The sequence below is a fragment of the Stenotrophomonas sp. Steno-Z2 genome, from assembly GCF_056393235.1.
On sequence record NZ_JBWJOY010000009.1, the window covers coordinates 17,929 to 33,413 of the forward strand.

At 61.0% G+C, this 15,485-nt stretch carries 16 protein-coding genes and 1 tRNA gene; 5 read left to right on the top strand and 12 right to left on the bottom strand.

What is annotated here, in order from left to right:
* Window positions 1-13 precede the first annotated feature (13 nt).
* From AC06FP_RS14945 to AC06FP_RS14965, 5 genes are all read right to left on the bottom strand, one after another.
* Window positions 14-766 carry a DNA-formamidopyrimidine glycosylase family protein gene (locus AC06FP_RS14945; protein ID WP_478076057.1) on the bottom strand — a complete coding sequence of 251 codons (753 nt, stop codon included), beginning with the start codon at window positions 764-766 and terminating at the stop codon, window positions 14-16.
* Between the two features lie 277 nt (window positions 767-1,043).
* Window positions 1,044-1,427 carry an H-NS histone family protein gene (locus AC06FP_RS14950; protein WP_456117765.1) on the bottom strand — a complete coding sequence of 128 codons (384 nt, stop codon included), beginning with the start codon at window positions 1,425-1,427 and terminating at the stop codon, window positions 1,044-1,046.
* A gap of 114 nt (window positions 1,428-1,541) precedes the next feature.
* Window positions 1,542-2,234, bottom strand: a complete 693-nt coding sequence (locus AC06FP_RS14955; protein WP_478076058.1) for an RNA polymerase sigma factor — start codon at window positions 2,232-2,234, stop codon at window positions 1,542-1,544.
* 94 nt (window positions 2,235-2,328) lie between these two features.
* Window positions 2,329-2,745: a DUF2231 domain-containing protein gene (locus AC06FP_RS14960; protein ID WP_478076059.1), complete on the bottom strand. Its 417-nt coding sequence runs from the start codon at window positions 2,743-2,745 to the stop codon at window positions 2,329-2,331.
* A gap of 4 nt (window positions 2,746-2,749) precedes the next feature.
* Window positions 2,750-3,088: a hypothetical protein gene (locus AC06FP_RS14965; protein WP_478076060.1), complete on the bottom strand. Its 339-nt coding sequence runs from the start codon at window positions 3,086-3,088 to the stop codon at window positions 2,750-2,752.
* 327 nt (window positions 3,089-3,415) lie between these two features.
* Between AC06FP_RS14965 and AC06FP_RS14970 the strand changes: the two genes are divergently transcribed.
* Window positions 3,416-3,988, top strand: coding sequence for an OmpO family porin (locus AC06FP_RS14970; protein ID WP_456117761.1), 573 nt, complete (start codon window positions 3,416-3,418; stop codon window positions 3,986-3,988).
* Window positions 3,989-4,282: 294 nt separating this feature from the next.
* Here the strand turns inward: AC06FP_RS14970 and AC06FP_RS14975 are convergent.
* A tRNA-Ile gene (locus AC06FP_RS14975) sits at window positions 4,283-4,385 on the bottom strand.
* 1,162 nt (window positions 4,386-5,547) lie between these two features.
* On the opposite strand from AC06FP_RS14975, the gene AC06FP_RS14980 reads away from it, so the two are divergent.
* Window positions 5,548-6,393 (top strand): 8-oxoguanine DNA glycosylase, encoded by an 846-nt coding sequence (locus AC06FP_RS14980; RefSeq protein WP_478076061.1) that lies wholly within the window; start codon window positions 5,548-5,550, stop codon window positions 6,391-6,393.
* On the opposite strand, the gene AC06FP_RS14985 is transcribed toward AC06FP_RS14980, so the two are convergent.
* The 4 genes from AC06FP_RS14985 to AC06FP_RS15000 form a co-directional block, all read right to left on the bottom strand.
* Window positions 6,334-6,825: a nitroreductase family protein gene (locus tag AC06FP_RS14985; protein WP_478076062.1), complete on the bottom strand. Its 492-nt coding sequence runs from the start codon at window positions 6,823-6,825 to the stop codon at window positions 6,334-6,336. The two genes, AC06FP_RS14980 and AC06FP_RS14985, sit on opposite strands and share 60 nt — an antisense overlap.
* A 160-nt stretch (window positions 6,826-6,985) precedes the next feature.
* Complete coding sequence (locus AC06FP_RS14990; protein WP_478076063.1) at window positions 6,986-7,591, bottom strand: 7-cyano-7-deazaguanine synthase; 606 nt, start codon at window positions 7,589-7,591, stop codon at window positions 6,986-6,988.
* Window positions 7,588-8,793, bottom strand: a complete 1,206-nt coding sequence (locus AC06FP_RS14995) for a PfkB family carbohydrate kinase (protein ID WP_478076064.1) — start codon at window positions 8,791-8,793, stop codon at window positions 7,588-7,590. The genes AC06FP_RS14990 and AC06FP_RS14995 overlap by 4 nt, the downstream gene beginning before the upstream one ends.
* Window positions 8,794-8,822: 29 nt before the next feature.
* Window positions 8,823-9,155 (bottom strand): hypothetical protein, encoded by a 333-nt coding sequence (locus AC06FP_RS15000; protein ID WP_478076065.1) that lies wholly within the window; start codon window positions 9,153-9,155, stop codon window positions 8,823-8,825.
* Window positions 9,156-10,448: 1,293 nt separating this feature from the next.
* Between AC06FP_RS15000 and AC06FP_RS15005 the strand changes: the two genes are divergently transcribed.
* Complete coding sequence (locus tag AC06FP_RS15005; protein ID WP_478076066.1) at window positions 10,449-10,760, top strand: helix-turn-helix transcriptional regulator; 312 nt, start codon at window positions 10,449-10,451, stop codon at window positions 10,758-10,760.
* A 111-nt stretch (window positions 10,761-10,871) separates the two neighbouring features.
* Window positions 10,872-11,930 carry a reverse transcriptase family protein gene (locus AC06FP_RS15010; protein WP_478076067.1) on the top strand — a complete coding sequence of 353 codons (1,059 nt, stop codon included), beginning with the start codon at window positions 10,872-10,874 and terminating at the stop codon, window positions 11,928-11,930.
* Window positions 11,931-12,260: 330 nt separating this feature from the next.
* Here the strand turns inward: AC06FP_RS15010 and AC06FP_RS15015 are convergent, their stop codons facing one another.
* Complete coding sequence (locus tag AC06FP_RS15015; protein WP_478076068.1) at window positions 12,261-13,175, bottom strand: hypothetical protein; 915 nt, start codon at window positions 13,173-13,175, stop codon at window positions 12,261-12,263.
* 641 nt (window positions 13,176-13,816) lie between these two features.
* Between AC06FP_RS15015 and AC06FP_RS15020 the strand changes: the two genes are divergently transcribed.
* A complete protein-coding gene (locus tag AC06FP_RS15020) occupies window positions 13,817-14,935 on the top strand; it encodes an IS1595 family transposase (protein WP_478076069.1) in 1,119 nt (372 codons plus the stop codon).
* Here the strand turns inward: AC06FP_RS15020 and AC06FP_RS15025 are convergent.
* Window positions 14,925-15,431 (bottom strand): hypothetical protein, encoded by a 507-nt coding sequence (locus AC06FP_RS15025; protein WP_478076070.1) that lies wholly within the window; start codon window positions 15,429-15,431, stop codon window positions 14,925-14,927. The two genes, AC06FP_RS15020 and AC06FP_RS15025, sit on opposite strands and share 11 nt — an antisense overlap.
* Window positions 15,432-15,485 lie beyond the last annotated feature (54 nt).

Genomic DNA, 15,485 nt, shown 5'->3' on the forward strand with positions numbered 1-15,485 from the left:
CGGGCGGCCGGAATCACGGCGCCGGTGCCTGCCCGGCGCCGTAGTGCTTCTGGCAGTGCTCGCAGAAGAACGTGCGGCGCTGCGTCCTGCCCATGTAGACCTTCCTGATCGGGCCGCCGCAGACGGGGCAGGTGCCGCGGGTGTGCACCAGCCAGTGCTTGCGCAGTTCGTAGATGCGCTTCCAGGCGAGGAAGTCGAAGCTGTACTCGCGCGCCTGCGCGATCAGCTGGCCCAGCTTCCGCGGCGGCAGGTCGCCGACACGGGTCGCGGGGTGGACGCGGATGCGGAACAGCACCTCGTTCTTGATGATGTTGCCCACGCCCGAGAATATCTGCTGGTCCAGCAGGGCGTCGCAGACCAGCATGTCGGGCAGGGCCTTGAGCTTGCGCCGCGCCAGGCGCGGATCCCACTGCTCGCTCATCACGTCGGCGCGCCAGTCGTAGACCTCGTCCAGCGGCTGCTCGATGAACTTCACCGAGCAGGCGTAGAAGTTCAGCTCGCCATTGTCGAAGCGCAGCGACACCCGCGGCGCCGTCGGCTTGCGTTCGTCGATCAGCCAGCTGCCGAACATCATCAGGTGGATGCGCATGCTGAAATCGTCGAACTCGAGCAGGAAATGCTTGCCCCAGCTGCGCACGTCCCGCACCTGGCACCCCTGCATGCGCGCCAGCGCCTGGCGGGAGTTTCCGCTCACCCCGCGCACGACCTGGCCGCGGAACCGCGCGGCGGCTTCGCGCAGCAGGACGAGGGACGGGCCTTCAGGCATGCCGCCTCCGTTCCTGCCAGCCACCTCCCATGCCGGGCGGTGCCTGCGCGATTACCCGGCGACGGCGGACTGAAAGCGGGACGACGAAGTGGAGAAATCTGCGCGGTGACACGGAGCACTCCCGATGCGGAGCCTCAACCGTCCCATCGGCTTCGTCATGCAGTCGTGAACCGGCGTATACGCGGGCGTGAAGCGCGGACGGCGCACCGCGGGTCCATGTCGCCCATCAGTCCGGCCCACGCGCGCCTGCCGCGTGGGCGGCAAACCGACGCCCGGCTCAGCGCTGCTTGACCAGCCTGCGCCGACCGGTGGCCGGCTGCGCTTTCGGGGTGAGCCTGGCCACGCCCGGAATCAGGAAGTCGGCGATGCTGCGGCCATGCCGGGTCTTCGCCGCCAGCCACAGCGGCATCCGGCCGCGACCGGTCCAGGTATTGCGGCGGTTGTCGGGATCGCGGTACTTCGGTTCCACCTTGCCGCGCTTGCGCCTGCCGCGGGCTTTCGGCGCCGGCCGCGCCACGTCGGCCTCCGGCCCGAAGATCTCCTCGAGGGTGTAGCCGGCGCGCTGGGCCTCGGCGGCGAGCATGCGCCTGACCTTTTCCGCCGGCGCGCGTCCGGTGAGCGTCCTGTACCTGTCCTTGGCGGCGCGGATGAGGGTGTCCAACTCGCGGAGATTCAGGGGCGTCAGGTCGATAGGCATCGCATCAGCGTCAGTTCGAACCGCCCGGGTGTCAAGCCATGCTTCCACCGGCGGCATGGAACACCGGACACAGGCCGTTCAATCCGTTGCCGGCGGCGACCACGATGCCAGGCCTTCCGCCATGCCCTTTTCCAGCACCCGCGCGACGATGCGGTCGCAGCGCGCGCCGTCGAAACTGAAGGCGTCGGCCAGCGCCGTATCCACTTCCCGGGCCAGGCTTTCGCGCAGCAGGCTGCGCGCGCGGAAGAAGCGCGTCCTGACGGTCGCCTCCGGTATCCGCAGCGCCTGCGCGGTTTCCTCCACGCTCATTTCCTCGACCGCGCGCAGCACGAACACGACGCGGAATGCTTCCGGCAACTGGTCGATGCGCGCCTCCATCAGCCTGCGCATCTGCCCGCGCATCAGCGATGGCTCCGGGCCGCGCTCGGGCGCGTCGGCGAACAGGGACTGGATGTCGGCGTCGTGGTCGGCCATGGCAGCTTCCAGCGGGATGACCTGCGCGCTCCTGCGCCGCAGGCGCCCCAGGGCTTCATTGATGGCGATGCGCACCAGCCAGGTCGAAAGCCGGCTTTCGGTCCGGTAGCTGCGCAGCGCGCGCCAGGCGTGCAGGTAGGCCTCCTGGACGACATCCTCCGCGTCGGCGTCTTCCCTGACGATGCTGCGCGCGGCACGGAACAGCAGTCGGTTGTGCCGGCGCATCAGGTGCCCGAAGGCGCGGCCGTCGCCGGCGGTGGCGCGCGCGATCAGCTCGGCCTCGGACAGTTCCGGCATGCCCGGGTTCTGCGGCGATCCATGCGTGGCGGACAGGGCGTCGATGGGCTTCTCCGGGAGTACGAGCTCAGGATCGATCCGCCGCCGCGCCGGTTCAAGGCCGTCCGCGGCCGACGCCATGGCCATATACCAATCGTCCGCCAAACCACCCGCCGGTCACCAGCGCGACGAAGCCCGCGGCGTCCAGCAGCAGGGCCGGCGTGTCCGGTGGCAGGAGCTGGCCGTGCTCCAGCCGCAGCAGCAGGCGGGCCGCGAACAGCACGAACGCCAGCAGCATGGCGCCCATGTGCGCGTAGGCGTCGCGCAGGGCCACGCCCTCGGGCACCTGCCGGAGTTCCAGCAGGCCCGCCAGCATTGCCGGCAGCGCCAGGGCGCAACCGGCGACCAGCAGGCCGCCGGACCAGCGCCATGCGGCCTCCCCCAGCCACAGGCCCACGGCATCGGCCGCCACCGCCAGCGACCAGCAGGCCACCGGGAAGTGCACGAGCGCCGGGTGCAGGGGATGGCGCATGGCGTCAGAGCACCTGGCTGAGCAGCACCAGGAAGCCGGCAACGGCGACCCCGGCGTGGATGACCACCACCGCCCTGGGCGGCAGCTTCCGGCGCAGGTGGAACGACGCGAGGAAGAACCCGCCAAGCGCGGCGAGCAGCAATACCGCCAGGCCGGTCACCACCGGCCGGGAAGCGGCGCCGCGGGCCAGCAGCACCACGAGCAGGACGAGTCCGGTGGCGCCCAGCGCCGCATGCAGCAGCGACAGCGCCCAGGGCGCGAACTTGCCGCGCAGGACATGCGCGGCAAGGACCAGGCCGCCAACGGCGGCGACCGCGAAGACGATCAGGGCATAGGCAAGCATGTGGACGGCTCCGGCAGGTGGCATGGACACGGTCTCCAAGGGAGTCCACGAACGATGGCCGTTACTCCCTCCTGCCCTGTCTGATGCGGCCAGCGCGGATTACGTTCCCGGCGCGGCGCCAAGGATTTCCCCGAACCGAACCCGTCGTTGGACCAGGCACCGCGCGTTACTCCACCTGCGCCACAAGTTCCCGGCGGCGCCACCTAATTTATGTACTGGTCAGTTTGATATTCAGGGGCGATTCCGTCGGCTAACGGATAATTCACACCTGTCGACCGGCAGCGTTGCCGCCAGGTCGATCAAACCAAAATAAAAAGGTAATCCGTAATGAAGACTTCCCTGATCGCCCTGGGCCTGCTGGCCGCCCTGCCGTTCGCTGCTTCGGCGACCGATGGCCTGTCCTACAACTACGTGGAAGGTGGTTACGTGAACACCGACGCCAAGGGCGGCGACGCCGATGGCTGGAAGGTGAAGGGTTCGGTGGCCGTGCATCCGAACTTCCATGTCTTCGGCGACTACAGCGCCCAGGAGACCGACACCTTCAAGAACGACGTCGACCAGTGGCGCCTGGGCGTGGGCTACAACTACGGCGTCGCCCCGAACACCGACCTGCTGGCGCGCGTGGCCTACCAGCGCTTCGACCTGCAGCACGCCCCGACCTTCAACGGCTACAGCGCCGAAGTCGGCGTGCGTACCGCCTTCACCCCGATGATCGAAGGCTACGCGCTGGCCGGTTACGAGGACTACAGCAAGAAGGCCGGTTACAACCCGGACGGCGAGTTCTACGGCCGCGTCGGCGCCGCCGCCAAGTTCAACGCCAACTGGGGCGTGAGCGGCGAAGTGAAGCTGGGCAAGGGCGGCGACAAGGAATGGTTCGTCGGCCCGCGCTTCACCTGGTAAGCCGGCAGTACATCGTTTCAAGGCGCGTGCTCTCTCTCCCCCGCGCCTCCGGAGCCCGGTCCTCCCCGACCGGGCTCTTTCTTTTTTGGCCGCTATTTGGTAGCAAGTGCCCCATAGCATGTCGACTTGGGCCGCGACAGGAAGTGCGGCGTTGCAAATACTGTCAGCCCTGCTCGCGGAGCTAGCATGCCTGGAGCACGCAGAAGGGCCGTTTGGGCAATCACAGCGTAGAGCTAGGTGACTTGGACTACCAGTGATGCTGGCGCTATGGGTGCATTCCCGACCTAGCATGGGTGGTGCCCCTGGTCGGAATCGAACCGACGTGTACGCGCTTATCTGGCGCGTGCTCTCACCGGGGTATAAGGCCGGCGCTCTGACCAACATGAGCAACAGGGGCGTGATCGATCAACGCGATCACGCCGGTATTCGATGGTCGAGCGGGCACAGGCAGGTCATGAAGCAAGCATACCGAGGATGGACACGAAGCTGCTAGCCCCGAGTCGATTCCGTTCGGGTGTCCAACAAGCTGGCGGCGGTGTCGAATCACGCAGCCTCCACACTTGAGGCGTAGCACGGCATGAATGAGGTAGCGGCAACCCAATTGTGCCTCCCTCCCGTCCTGCATCGCGCAAGCCAGGCGCTGAGCCACATCGGGTGCCGAGGTGGCCAGGAAATCGAACAGCGTGGCCATTCTGGCAAAGACCACATCGCTGCCATCAAACAGCGAGGCATCGGTGCAACGCTCGTGCAGGGGCTCCTCGCCACGCCTTTGGCCTTGCTGAAGTCGCACCCGGCCAATGTCTTGTCACTCTTCAGGAGCAAAAGCGTGGTGCTCTCGATGGCCTATTTTGCTTCCTCGCCCCACCACCAACTGAGGTAGAGGCCAAGCGTGAAGCTGGGGCGCTACTTTCCCGTAGCGAACCGCATCTGGGCTCAGCGGCCGGGCTCAGGAGCACGGAAGTTTATTGATTTGAGAAGGCTTACGATGTCTATGCAGAGGCATCATAGGCGGCCCGGCGATCAAGCCTAGACTAGCGTGTAGTGCGCCGGCGATAGTCGGCCATCAATGGCGCTAGGCTGCGAAGTACCGCTTTCATGTGCGCCGCCGCCGGCGCACTTTTCCCAATCAGATGCTGCAGCAGCGCAGTGACCTCTTCGGCCGTCTCGCTTACCGCAGGTGGTAAGTCTTCTTCTAATTCAGCATAACGGCATAGTTCGCGCATAGCAGGTGTCAACCGTTTCCGCTCCCCATTCAGAGCCCGGCTGATCTGGGGTTGTGGAACCCCAGTATGCGCTTCAACATCGCTTTGATGATGCCCAAGGCTATCCATGCGCGTACGCAGAGCCGCGGGGAGCACCCGCATGATGGGGTGCACTTTGTGCGTTCTATTAGGCATATAAGCATATTTTATGGTATAATTCTTTCGAATGGAAATCCGCCTCCCCAAGGGGTGATCTACACACCTGTGTCCGTTAGGGGTGTATGACCACGTCCGACTACCGTGACGGTGATGGCCCAGGCGTGTTTCCGGTTTGGCAACCCAATACGGAGGCCCCGCATGCAACGTGCTTGCGTGATGCTCGAATCGATGACGATCAATGTGGAGCTACCTCCCGCTGAGGCGGAGGTCGTTCCTGGCGTGCCGTGGGGAGCGGTCGAAGCATTCCCCACGCCTGCGTATTGGGCCTACCAAGTCATGGCGCGACGGATCGAGGCACGATCCATCCAGTACAAGCTAGGAAAGACGCTGCGCGAAGAAGTGGGCGCTTGCCTGCTGGGCGGTCACGGCATTCCTGCCAGCATCGGCTTGTTGGCCTATCATCATCTCAAGGCCAAGGGAGCATTCGAGGCCGAACCGCCTGAAGAGCAGACACTCTTCCAATGGCTGTCCGAGCCCATGCATCACGCAGGTCGACTGGTGCGCTATCGCTTTGCCAGCCAGAAAGCGCGCTACTTGGCTGCCGCAATGCGCAAGTTGGCGCAGGAGCCGTCACCCCAGCAGTCCGGCCGTGCCCTTCGTGATTGGCTCACCGCTATCCCGGGCATTGGTTACAAGACGGCATCGTGGGTTGCGCGCAACTGGCTAGATGCTGACGATGTGGCCATTCTAGATATTCATATCCTGCGCGCCGGCGTACTAGCGGGCTTCCTGGACCAGGAGCTCACAGTGGAGCGTAACTACCTCGCGCTGGAAGCACAGTTCTTGCAGTTCAGCCAAGGCTTGGGCGTACGCGCCTCCGAATTAGATGCGGTGATCTGGCTGGACATGATGGCCTCGCCGTTGACCGTCGGAGCAACGCTCAATGCCTTGCCCGAGAGTAAGTTCAAGATGAAGCATGCCCCGTCACGGGCGCGCTCCCAGCGCCGCGATACCGACACCCACCAGTTGGCACTGCTCGGATAATCGGCCCACCCAGGGATCCCCGGTGATTCCTAGCAGGCAGTAGTTCAACGCCAGCGCCTGGGCCACGATCCCCAAGGCACCCTGCATAATGCCCGCATCACGCCATACCAAGCTGTCGGCGTTCTCGTATTTGGCCGCCGTCATAGCTGGCTCGGCCACGAAGAGCAGCAACGAACCCGACTGAGCATCCATTACCCGGTCAGCCTCGGCACGCAGGGCATTGAAGATGTCCGCCGAGGGGCCGATCACATCCAGGGCATGTATGTGTGGGTTGTATCGTGCCCATTGTGCGGCGTCGCCAGGCAGTTGCATGACCAGATGCACCGGATGGATAGCGCCTGCCGAAGGCGTTGAGCGCTGCTGCAGGGCAAAGCCCAGCGGGGACTCGGCGGTGCGCTGGCAGTACAGGGTGTGCCAAAGCAGCGTGCTCACATCTTCCAGCCTAAGGGCAGAGAATGTCCGACGACTGCGCCGTTCTGACAACACGCCTGCGCAGGGACTCGAAACATCCGAGACAGGTGGTAGTGCAATCGAGCGCACGACCGGCCAGCACCAAGGAGTGTAGGCGCCGGGTTGCTGACGCGGAACGGGATTACCCAGCCAATTCCACATGCGTGTCGAGCTCATGCCAGACCTGAAAGTACTTGTTACAGCCGCGGCAATTCCCGCATGCAACCTGCGCTTTGTGGCAGCTGTGCGACCAGGACAATACCTCCATTGGCACGCCTGATATACGCACCAGTTCACTGGTACTCATGTCGATTGCAGGTGCTTCCACCACCATGCCTCCTTCCTGCCCCTGCATGAGCTGGCTGATCTGGGCCACGAACTCTGGCGTGCCGTCCCGATGGCTGCCATCAGAGGCCACCGTGCCCACCCACAAGCGCTGGACGCCCAGCGTGATGGCCTTCATGCCCACCAGCGTCAACAGGAACTGGTTGCGATATGGCCACCAGTCGCTGGCGGGGGCATGGACATTCGGCGTCGTGCCAGCCATGTCGCCTGAGCCAAACTCACGTCCGTCGAACCGAAGGACATGGTGCGGAATCTGCATTCGCTGACAGACCGCGGCGGCGGCCGCTACTTCGGCCGGCGCAGCCAACTGACCATAGTCGACCGTGAACGCCAGCGACGGTCGCTTCCACCAAGCCAAGGCAATGGAGTCCATGCCTCCAGAAAGCAGGAGCGCACTGTTCATGCGCTCACGGCCGTCCACACCGTTTGATAGATGGCGCTGACGAAGTCATCGCGCAGGAAACAGTCCGTGCCTTCCATCATCTTCAGGTCCTCCTGCGACTCATTCTCTGCATAGAAGACGACCGGTATACCGCGGGCTCGCGCGTAACCGACCTCAAAGATCGTGCCCGAGTCCAGGCCATCGCCAACGGCCAGGATCACATCACTATTATGGATGCCCTCCACATCCTGTCTGACCACCCGATCAGCCGGCCCATGCCCAACATCATGATAGGGGGAGAAGACATGCAGTCCCATATCACGCAAGGAGTTGCGTGCCTGCTCAATCACCCAGAGTTGGCCTAGGGTGAAGAACGGTCCAGCCAGATAGACCGTGGGTACGTGACCTTTCTTGTACTTTTCGGACACCTGCAAGGGGGGCGGCGCAAAAGCGTCCAGCTCCTCCGGCGACGGGTAGCGACGGTGTTGAGCGTAGAATGCCGTGGCACGCGATGCGCGCTCAGCAGCCACCACCGGCGGACGGCCTTCCTCCATCCATGCGTATGCGAAGTTGGCAGCGAACTGATCGCCGCTGCCAATCTTCCACACGCGCGAGGTTGAATACGCTGGCACCAGATGGTGCTCGTCTTGATGGTATACCAAGGCCCCCTTTGGACCCATCTTCAGCACCACCACCTCAGCACCCTGCTCCTGAGCCACGCGCTTGGCGGTCTCGACCGGCTCCTGTCTCACGCCACCCAGCAGTTGTACGGCCTCATAGAGATTGAGCACCAGCGCCAGATGCTTGGCCTTGGATCCATTCTTTGCGAAAGCCTCCGGACCCATCACGTTCTGCGGATCAAACACCGCGTATTCGGCGTCGACCACCGCCGTGCCTTCCAGCATGCCGAAGCGCAGCACCTTTTCTGCCTTCACGTGCAGATCCGGCTGCTTCTCAGGCCAGCGGATGTTCGGTACCGCCAACCCATGGATGTAGAAGAAGGCCGCCGAATGCGGCAGTTCCGTACTACTCAGGCCAAAGCCTTCCTCTGCCGCGCGTGCTTGCACGATGGGCAGCAGGCCGACATCCAGATAGCCCTTTAACTCGACCTGTCCACCCAGTTTTACGATGGCAGAGGCTGCGCGCCCCGCCGACCCATATACCTCGTCCCATTGCGGGCGCAGGCACACCTCGCGGTAGATTCCACCGACGATCGACAACATCCTGTTTCCTCTTCTATATCCCTAAAGCATTAGCGCACTGGCGAGATGCGCACGCCTACCTGTCCGCCGGACTTGACAGTTACTGTTGCCGTGTACTGGGTTCCCTGACGAATGCACTCCAACAGGCGCGCCATCTTCGGCGAGGTAATGCCGCCGGCAATTTCATTTCCCAGCTTGATCACCACGACCTGAGCAGGGCCTTGCAGGTCCAAGGCAACTGACAAGACATCGTCCACGTTGATACGTGCCACGACGTCTGCCTTGGGCGAGCTGAGCTGGGTATCGAAGGCCAGGCGATCGCAAGACACTTCTTCGGGCGGGAAGCCACCACCGCCATAACCACCACCACCTGATCCGGACATCTAACGCCTCCTTGGTTAGCCTCTGTGGGACATTTGACCGTACCGCCGCATGGACGCCACGCTGCGACGCACCATTTCGGCGACGCAACATGCATCAGGATGAACTTGCGTGCTTCATGTGATGTGCCACTGCCCGAAGGTTGTATCCATCCCCGATCTCGACAGACAACCGACTTGCCGGTGGTATCCGCCGGAACGGTGACGCTTCGATCAACCAAAGCCTGCTCCGCGGCTGTCAAGTCTTGGTACTGGCTGGATGGAGCACGAAGGATCTGATCGTCCCTACCTTCGATCTTGCTCTCCCTGACCTATTCTTCGGTGACTGGACTTATTCATGGAGAGCTACAAACAACTAGGCAGCTGGACAGCAGCTCCAGGCGAATTGGACACTGCCGCCAGTCAGTTGGACACCTGAACATGGCACCGATGCCAACTTTCGGCCATTGGCGAACATCAACGAACGGTCCGCTACCGACCCGAAGCGGACGCTCAGCGGTCACGGAGCGGAGCTAAGGGCGATCCGGTGCCGAAGGCGGGGAGCTTGTTACCAAGCTTCTTTCGCCACCGCACGCCGAACCTGCCTGATGCGTCGACGGTGCTGCGGGTACAGGACTTCAGCGTTCGCTTTTACCGAGGCCGGTGCCACCTTGTCTTAGCGCTGGCGGTCTTTCGGCTGAGTCACCCGGGGCCGGTTCGGGCGATCGAGGTTCGGTTCCCGAAGTTCTAAGGCGAACAATGTTCGCTGATGGAAAATAAATGTTGACTCTCAGCGAACATGCCTGTATGCTCTATCTCGTGGCTGGTTAGGCGAAGGCTCGACGCAGTAAACGTAGGGGCCGGCGGTTCTGGCACCTGTGGAAGTCGAACGACTTCTAACCCCGCTAAGTCCAAAAGTCGGTCGTCATGACGGCCCGGATGAAGCGACATAGGCCGTGTTCGAGAGAAACACGGGGTTGGTGGTAGGAGGGAAAAGCTCAGGGAACGCCCTGACCTTGGAGTCTTAGTTGGCGGTCGAGAGGCGAGATCTTTGGTACGGAATCGTTCCGTATTGAGTCTCGTCGTCCAACTAAGAGGTATTTACCAATGTCAGATGAAAGTAATTGCAGTACCAGCCACACCCCTGAGTCGTCCAGTCAGAAGCGCGGTCGTTCCAAGGTCACCTTGAACTCCGTGCTGATGGTAGTCGTAGCGATTTGGCGTTCTTACAAGCTGATTAGCCGGCTGATTGAGTTCTTCAGGGAGCTCACGGACTAACCTCCTACTCCCGTTTCATCCCAGAGCGGAGAAAGAAAAATGTTTGGTGAAGCGCTACGTCTAGTGCGCTCGTTTCACGATATGAATCAGTCGGAGCTGGCGCTTGAGCTCGGTATTTCGCGGTCATATCTCTCTGAAATCGAATCTAGCAGGAAAGTTCCAAGCTTGGAGCTTCTTCAGAAGTACGCGGCTAGATTCGAAATCCCGCTTTCTGCTCTCGTGTTTTTTTCCGAGCAGGTGGACGAGCCAGGACGTGACAAGAAGGTGCGCGATTTCCTTGGCAATAAGGCTATAGCTCTCCTGCAATGGATCGAGCAAAAGCAGAAGCGTAAGCTTGGAAGGGCAGCGTAACTTCCCCTGCCTATGGCCAACGCACGTCTCTATCCGATACACCAGTCTCCGCTATTTCGCGTAGGTTCTAGGAAGCGTCTAGCGATTCTGTTCGGCATGTCCGCTAGAGACATGGAACTGCTGGCTGACCTTCAGCCTGAAAATTTCAAACACTGGGAGCTCAAACAGAGCGAGCGTGATCGCCTGATTGGGCTCCCAAAAAAGGAAAAGAGGCGGAAGATTCAACAGCCAAAGGTTGCGCTTAACGCCTTCCACAAGAAGCTTGCTCTAATTCTTGGACGCATCGAGAAACCTGATTTTGTCTTCTCAGCAACCAAGCGTCGCTCGTATGTGGAGAATGCGTTGCGGCACCAGAACGACTTCCCCTGTGTGAAGGTCGATATCCGTGACTTCTACCAGAACGTGCGGTTTGGCTCGGTGCGGAAGTTCTTTCGCGAAGATTTGGAGTGCGCAGACGATCTAGCGCACCTTCTTACGATTCTGTGCTGTAACGGTAGGGCGTTGCCGACTGGTAGCCCAATCTCTCCGGTGTTGTCATACTTCGCGTGCCGGAAGATGTTCGACGAGATTGCGGATCTTGCCAAAGAACACGGCTTGATTTTCTCGCTGTACGTCGATGACATGGTCTTTTCTGGTCCGGGGGCAACCTTGGCGTTTGCACAGCTCGTGCGTAGGCGGCTGAGGAACTACGACTTCGTTGGCCACAAGATCGTGCGCTACAGAGCGAGCGCCGTGAAGGTCATTACGGGTGTTGCAGTGTCCAAGGGTCTCGTAGCACTCCCCTTTGGTCGGCAGAAGCGAATCCGACTTGTTGCAAAGAAGTTCGCAAGCGCTACGAACCCTGATAACGCGAGGGTTCTAGGTACTGCGCTAAAGGGGCAGTATCGAGAGGCAGAGCGAATCCAGCCCGGCATGAAGGCCTTGGCACATAGGGTGCAGGCACGAATGGATGCTATGGGAATCGTGCCCATCGCGCCAAAGCGGCGCACCGGACGGCCCTTCAGACATGCGGGAAAGGTCTTTGACGAAATGCGCGCTCGCCGACAGAAGATGCGCGAACTCGCAGCACAGAATCGCCAAGCCCGTAAGGCTAAAGTTGTGGCGCGCACCGAAGGTGCTTCAGCGTCAGAGCCGACATTCCAGGGCAGTTTGGGGTGCATCGCGCCGTAGCATAGGCGCTTGGATCCGCAGCGTCCGAAATTGGCCGAAAGTTGGCATCGGCGCCATGTCAGGTGTCCAACTGGCTGGCAGTAGCGTCCAGTTCGTTTGACGGCGCTGTCCAACTGCCTGGTTGTTTGTAGAGAGCTCCTTGTGCTGAAACTCCACTTTCCCACTGGATCGAATTAACGAGGGCGCTTCAATCAGCGCCCGACGTCGCCACCAGAGATTATAGGGCTAGATTCAGGGACGCGGTCGCGTATGCCGAAGCAGGTGATCAGCGTCCGCTCCATGTTAAAGTTGGCGATCTACGGCTGGATGCAAGTCAACGTGACGCGTAGATCACTCTTGGTAGAGTCCGCAATGCCGCATCAGGAATTTGCGCGGCACGATGGTGAAGCCGCTCCCACATTCCTTGTGCAAACAATGCGTCCGTCGCCTATCAGCGCAGCGGGTCTCGCAGTATTCCATCGCCATAAGCACCCTTTCCATATCTCGTGCTGAAGGGACAGTAATTTGGTCACAGCCATCTGCCTGAGCCCTATAGGCGCCCCAAAGTTGGCGCTCATATGCCCTCACAAGCCAAGGCCACCCTGCTAGCAAATGGGGAGTTTTCGCCACCGATTCTGCGAAGTTGCCCAGTGTCCATGCACTGGTCTCGCCAAATAGCATGTGATCGCCGCGCCAAAGCGCCAGCTTGCTCGCTGCGGTGACGGCCAGAAGCCTATCTGCCCAGGGCATCTGCAGGAATTCTTGGGAAGCAATCATCTGACCAAAGTATCTGCTGACCAAATGCCGGATATCAGCGAGAGTTCGGGCTTCCTGCAGCGGGCGCGCACTCTCAAGGGACAGTTGCAGATCGCTTGGCAATGAATTCAGTATCGCAGTTACCAGCTGATAATCGATCCAAGGCCGTTCGGCCAAGACAGCACTTCGCTTGCTCTTGGGCTGATTCAGAAGTCGGAACAGCGGATAATCAATCCATTGGCGCAGATCGGCAGAAGGTAACGCCGCCGCAGTCTGGATCCAGCCTTTTAGCGTCGGCGCTCTGCTCCCATCACGAAGCTTCCGAATCTTATCGACGACCACGTCCAAGTCCTGGAGGTGGTCTGGCGAGGCCACGACGCGCCTAGCAATCGTCTTTGCGTTCCAACTGCCGGCGGCACAGGCGAGCTCCGCGTATAAGGCACGGGCAGCACAGATCTTCATTTCCCCATTGAGCCAGCTTGCGTCATTCTGCGCAGCGCCGGCTTCCATGCCCGTCCCCACACTCGCCTCAGTTCGCTTTTGTCACGCCTAGTTATGGTACAGGTTTCGCGAAACCTGTCTCCTCCTTGCCCGCGCGCGCAACTATTAACATCAAGCCGTTAGGGAGCGTGACAGTGGAAGAAAGTCGAGATAGCCGAATTGAGAGGGTCGAGCTGGGCCTGCGTGAGCGCTACGGTGCTGAGATCAGTGGTGCCGATCTGCGCCGCCTGCTGGGCTACAAGACCCCAGAGGCCTTCAGGCAAGCTGCGCACCGCGGCAAGCTGCCGGTAACGACTTATCAGCCTACGCACCGCCGGGGGCGATGCGCGTCTGCACGTGCGCTCGCAATCTGGATTGTCTCCCTGGACGAGGCCGGTCGACAGCTGGAGGAGAACTGAAGTGAGCTGACCAATTCGATAAAGAAATCCGGGAGCCAGATGCACAAAGACCTAGGGCCCTTGCCGGGGCTACCTAGGTCTTTGTGGGGTGCAGAATTGAAGAGCCTGCAACCTAATTATGCATCATCGCCCAGCGCTTGCAACTCCCTTTTTGGGAGGGGCCGGCTCTGTACGCCCGGTAGCTGACCCACTCAGCTGTGGCCGCTGCCAAGTATGGCAGCGGACGTGCGAGACGCTATTCGTGCCGGATGCATGCCTCAACACTTCCTACATTCAAAAGAGGCCAGGAACCTCGCCAAAGCCATCAACAGCATGACCGAGGAACGGGCAGAAGCTCTCCTCGCAGCGGCTCGTTGGGGCTCCCAGGGCGAGCAGCAGACCTGCCCGTCGTGCGGGAGCCATCGCCGCCACTATCGGCGCCTGAAGCGTCGCCGCTGGCGGTGCGCAGAATCAGCGTGCCAACATGAGTTCAGCGTGACTAGTGGCAGCCCATTTCATAGCCACAAACTGACCTTTCGAGAGATAGTCACGCTTGTTGTTACTTTCGCATGTGGCGCCAAGGGCGTGTCGCTCCTCGATGCCTCTAGGCGGCTTGGGCTCACCCCTAAGACAGTGCAGGCCAACTTCGGAAAGATTCGCGAGGCTTTGGTCAATACTTTAGACCTGCGGCCAATGACCGGTATCGTCCATGTTGACGGTGGACATTTCGGTGGCAAGCCACGAAAGCCCAACCGCAAGCTACCGATGCCAGCGAACGCATTGGCAGTACGATTCGGCAAGAAGAAGCCCGAGAACGCACAGCGACCTTGGATATCAGCCGGAATGACTCGAAAGAACTGGGAGCGACGCGCATCAAAGCGCGTCGTCATCGCCATCAGCCAAGGTGGGGAGGCTGGGCGAGGATCCAGGCGAACAATTCCGATAGTCTGCCGCCGGGAGAGTGATGAGGAAGTCCTGCCGTTGGTCAAGAGATTCATTCTTCCGGATGCAATCGTCATGACTGACGAAAGTGGTGCTTTTACCCGGTTCTCTGCATTCTTCGAGCATCATACGGTCACCCATTCCAAGGAATTCTCAACCTCGGAAGGCGTGAATGACAACATGTGTGAGACGTTCTTCAGTCGTGTGCGACGAGCCGAGTACGGCACCTATCACGGGTATAGGCCGAAGTATCTGCAGGACTACGCCATTGAGCACGGTTGGCGGGAGGACATGCGTCGAACACCGCAAGCTGAGATCGTTCCCGGCCTCCTTAGAACCTTGCTGAGGGAGGCAAAGTCCACTTGGTGGCGAGGCTATTGGCAGGGTAGACATCGAGCAGGCGAGCTCGATGCAGAGTTCTTTCTGCGGCGTACCCGGACTAACGCTTAAGGCGCCACTGGGCATAGAAGTCAGGCGCATTGGCATCGCCATCACCTGAACCGGCCAACTTCTCGATGGTTCCTTCGCGAAGCAGATTGAACATCCGTCGCCTGACTCGGTCTCGAAGTGCACAGTAAGCGTCGTGCGGGAGTTCCTCGGAATGAACTGCTGCAACGGCAAGGACCAGTTCGGGCGTCCTCATCCATCCGCCGTGGGCACGCAGGGCGGAATAGATCCGCCTGGTCATTACGCCGTAAGGTAGCATCGGGCGCCGAACCTGCGGGAGGACCGGAGCGATTTCGTCCGGATCGATGTGGACCTCATGTAGTCTGATCACATCGGCGAGGCCGGCCAAGTCACGCTTCGCTTTGACGATCTTCCCTTCAATCTGGGCGATCTCTGCGTGTTTTCGGACTAGCTCCTCTTCGAGCCGGGTAAGCGCCCCCTGCATCCTGGAATGCTTAACAATCAACCACTTGAGGGATGGCGGGGTACGTCTGGTCATGTCACCAGCGTACCCACACTCCTCCCTTCTTAATTGAGGCGTTTGCTACCAAAT

What these genes read in the sequence shown, in the direction of transcription:
- AC06FP_RS14945 (WP_478076057.1), bottom strand. Translation starts at nt 766, where the DNA reads ATGCCTGAAGGCCCGTCCCTCGTCCTGCTGCGCGAAGCCGCCGCGCGG.
- AC06FP_RS14955 (WP_478076058.1), bottom strand. Translation starts at nt 2,234, where the DNA reads ATGCCGGAACTGTCCGAGGCCGAGCTGATCGCGCGCGCCACCGCCGGC.
- AC06FP_RS14960 (WP_478076059.1), bottom strand. Translation starts at nt 2,745, where the DNA reads ATGCGCCATCCCCTGCACCCGGCGCTCGTGCACTTCCCGGTGGCCTGC.
- AC06FP_RS14965 (WP_478076060.1), bottom strand. Translation starts at nt 3,088, where the DNA reads ATGCTTGCCTATGCCCTGATCGTCTTCGCGGTCGCCGCCGTTGGCGGC.
- AC06FP_RS14970 (WP_456117761.1), top strand. Translation starts at nt 3,416, where the DNA reads ATGAAGACTTCCCTGATCGCCCTGGGCCTGCTGGCCGCCCTGCCGTTC.
- AC06FP_RS14980 (WP_478076061.1), top strand. Translation starts at nt 5,548, where the DNA reads ATGCAACGTGCTTGCGTGATGCTCGAATCGATGACGATCAATGTGGAG.
- AC06FP_RS14990 (WP_478076063.1), bottom strand. Translation starts at nt 7,591, where the DNA reads ATGAACAGTGCGCTCCTGCTTTCTGGAGGCATGGACTCCATTGCCTTG.
- AC06FP_RS14995 (WP_478076064.1), bottom strand. Translation starts at nt 8,793, where the DNA reads ATGTTGTCGATCGTCGGTGGAATCTACCGCGAGGTGTGCCTGCGCCCG.
- AC06FP_RS15000 (WP_478076065.1), bottom strand. Translation starts at nt 9,155, where the DNA reads ATGTCCGGATCAGGTGGTGGTGGTTATGGCGGTGGTGGCTTCCCGCCC.
- AC06FP_RS15005 (WP_478076066.1), top strand. Translation starts at nt 10,449, where the DNA reads ATGTTTGGTGAAGCGCTACGTCTAGTGCGCTCGTTTCACGATATGAAT.
- AC06FP_RS15010 (WP_478076067.1), top strand. Translation starts at nt 10,872, where the DNA reads ATGGAACTGCTGGCTGACCTTCAGCCTGAAAATTTCAAACACTGGGAG.
- AC06FP_RS15015 (WP_478076068.1), bottom strand. Translation starts at nt 13,175, where the DNA reads ATGGAAGCCGGCGCTGCGCAGAATGACGCAAGCTGGCTCAATGGGGAA.
- AC06FP_RS15020 (WP_478076069.1), top strand. Translation starts at nt 13,817, where the DNA reads ATGCCTCAACACTTCCTACATTCAAAAGAGGCCAGGAACCTCGCCAAA.
- AC06FP_RS15025 (WP_478076070.1), bottom strand. Translation starts at nt 15,431, where the DNA reads ATGACCAGACGTACCCCGCCATCCCTCAAGTGGTTGATTGTTAAGCAT.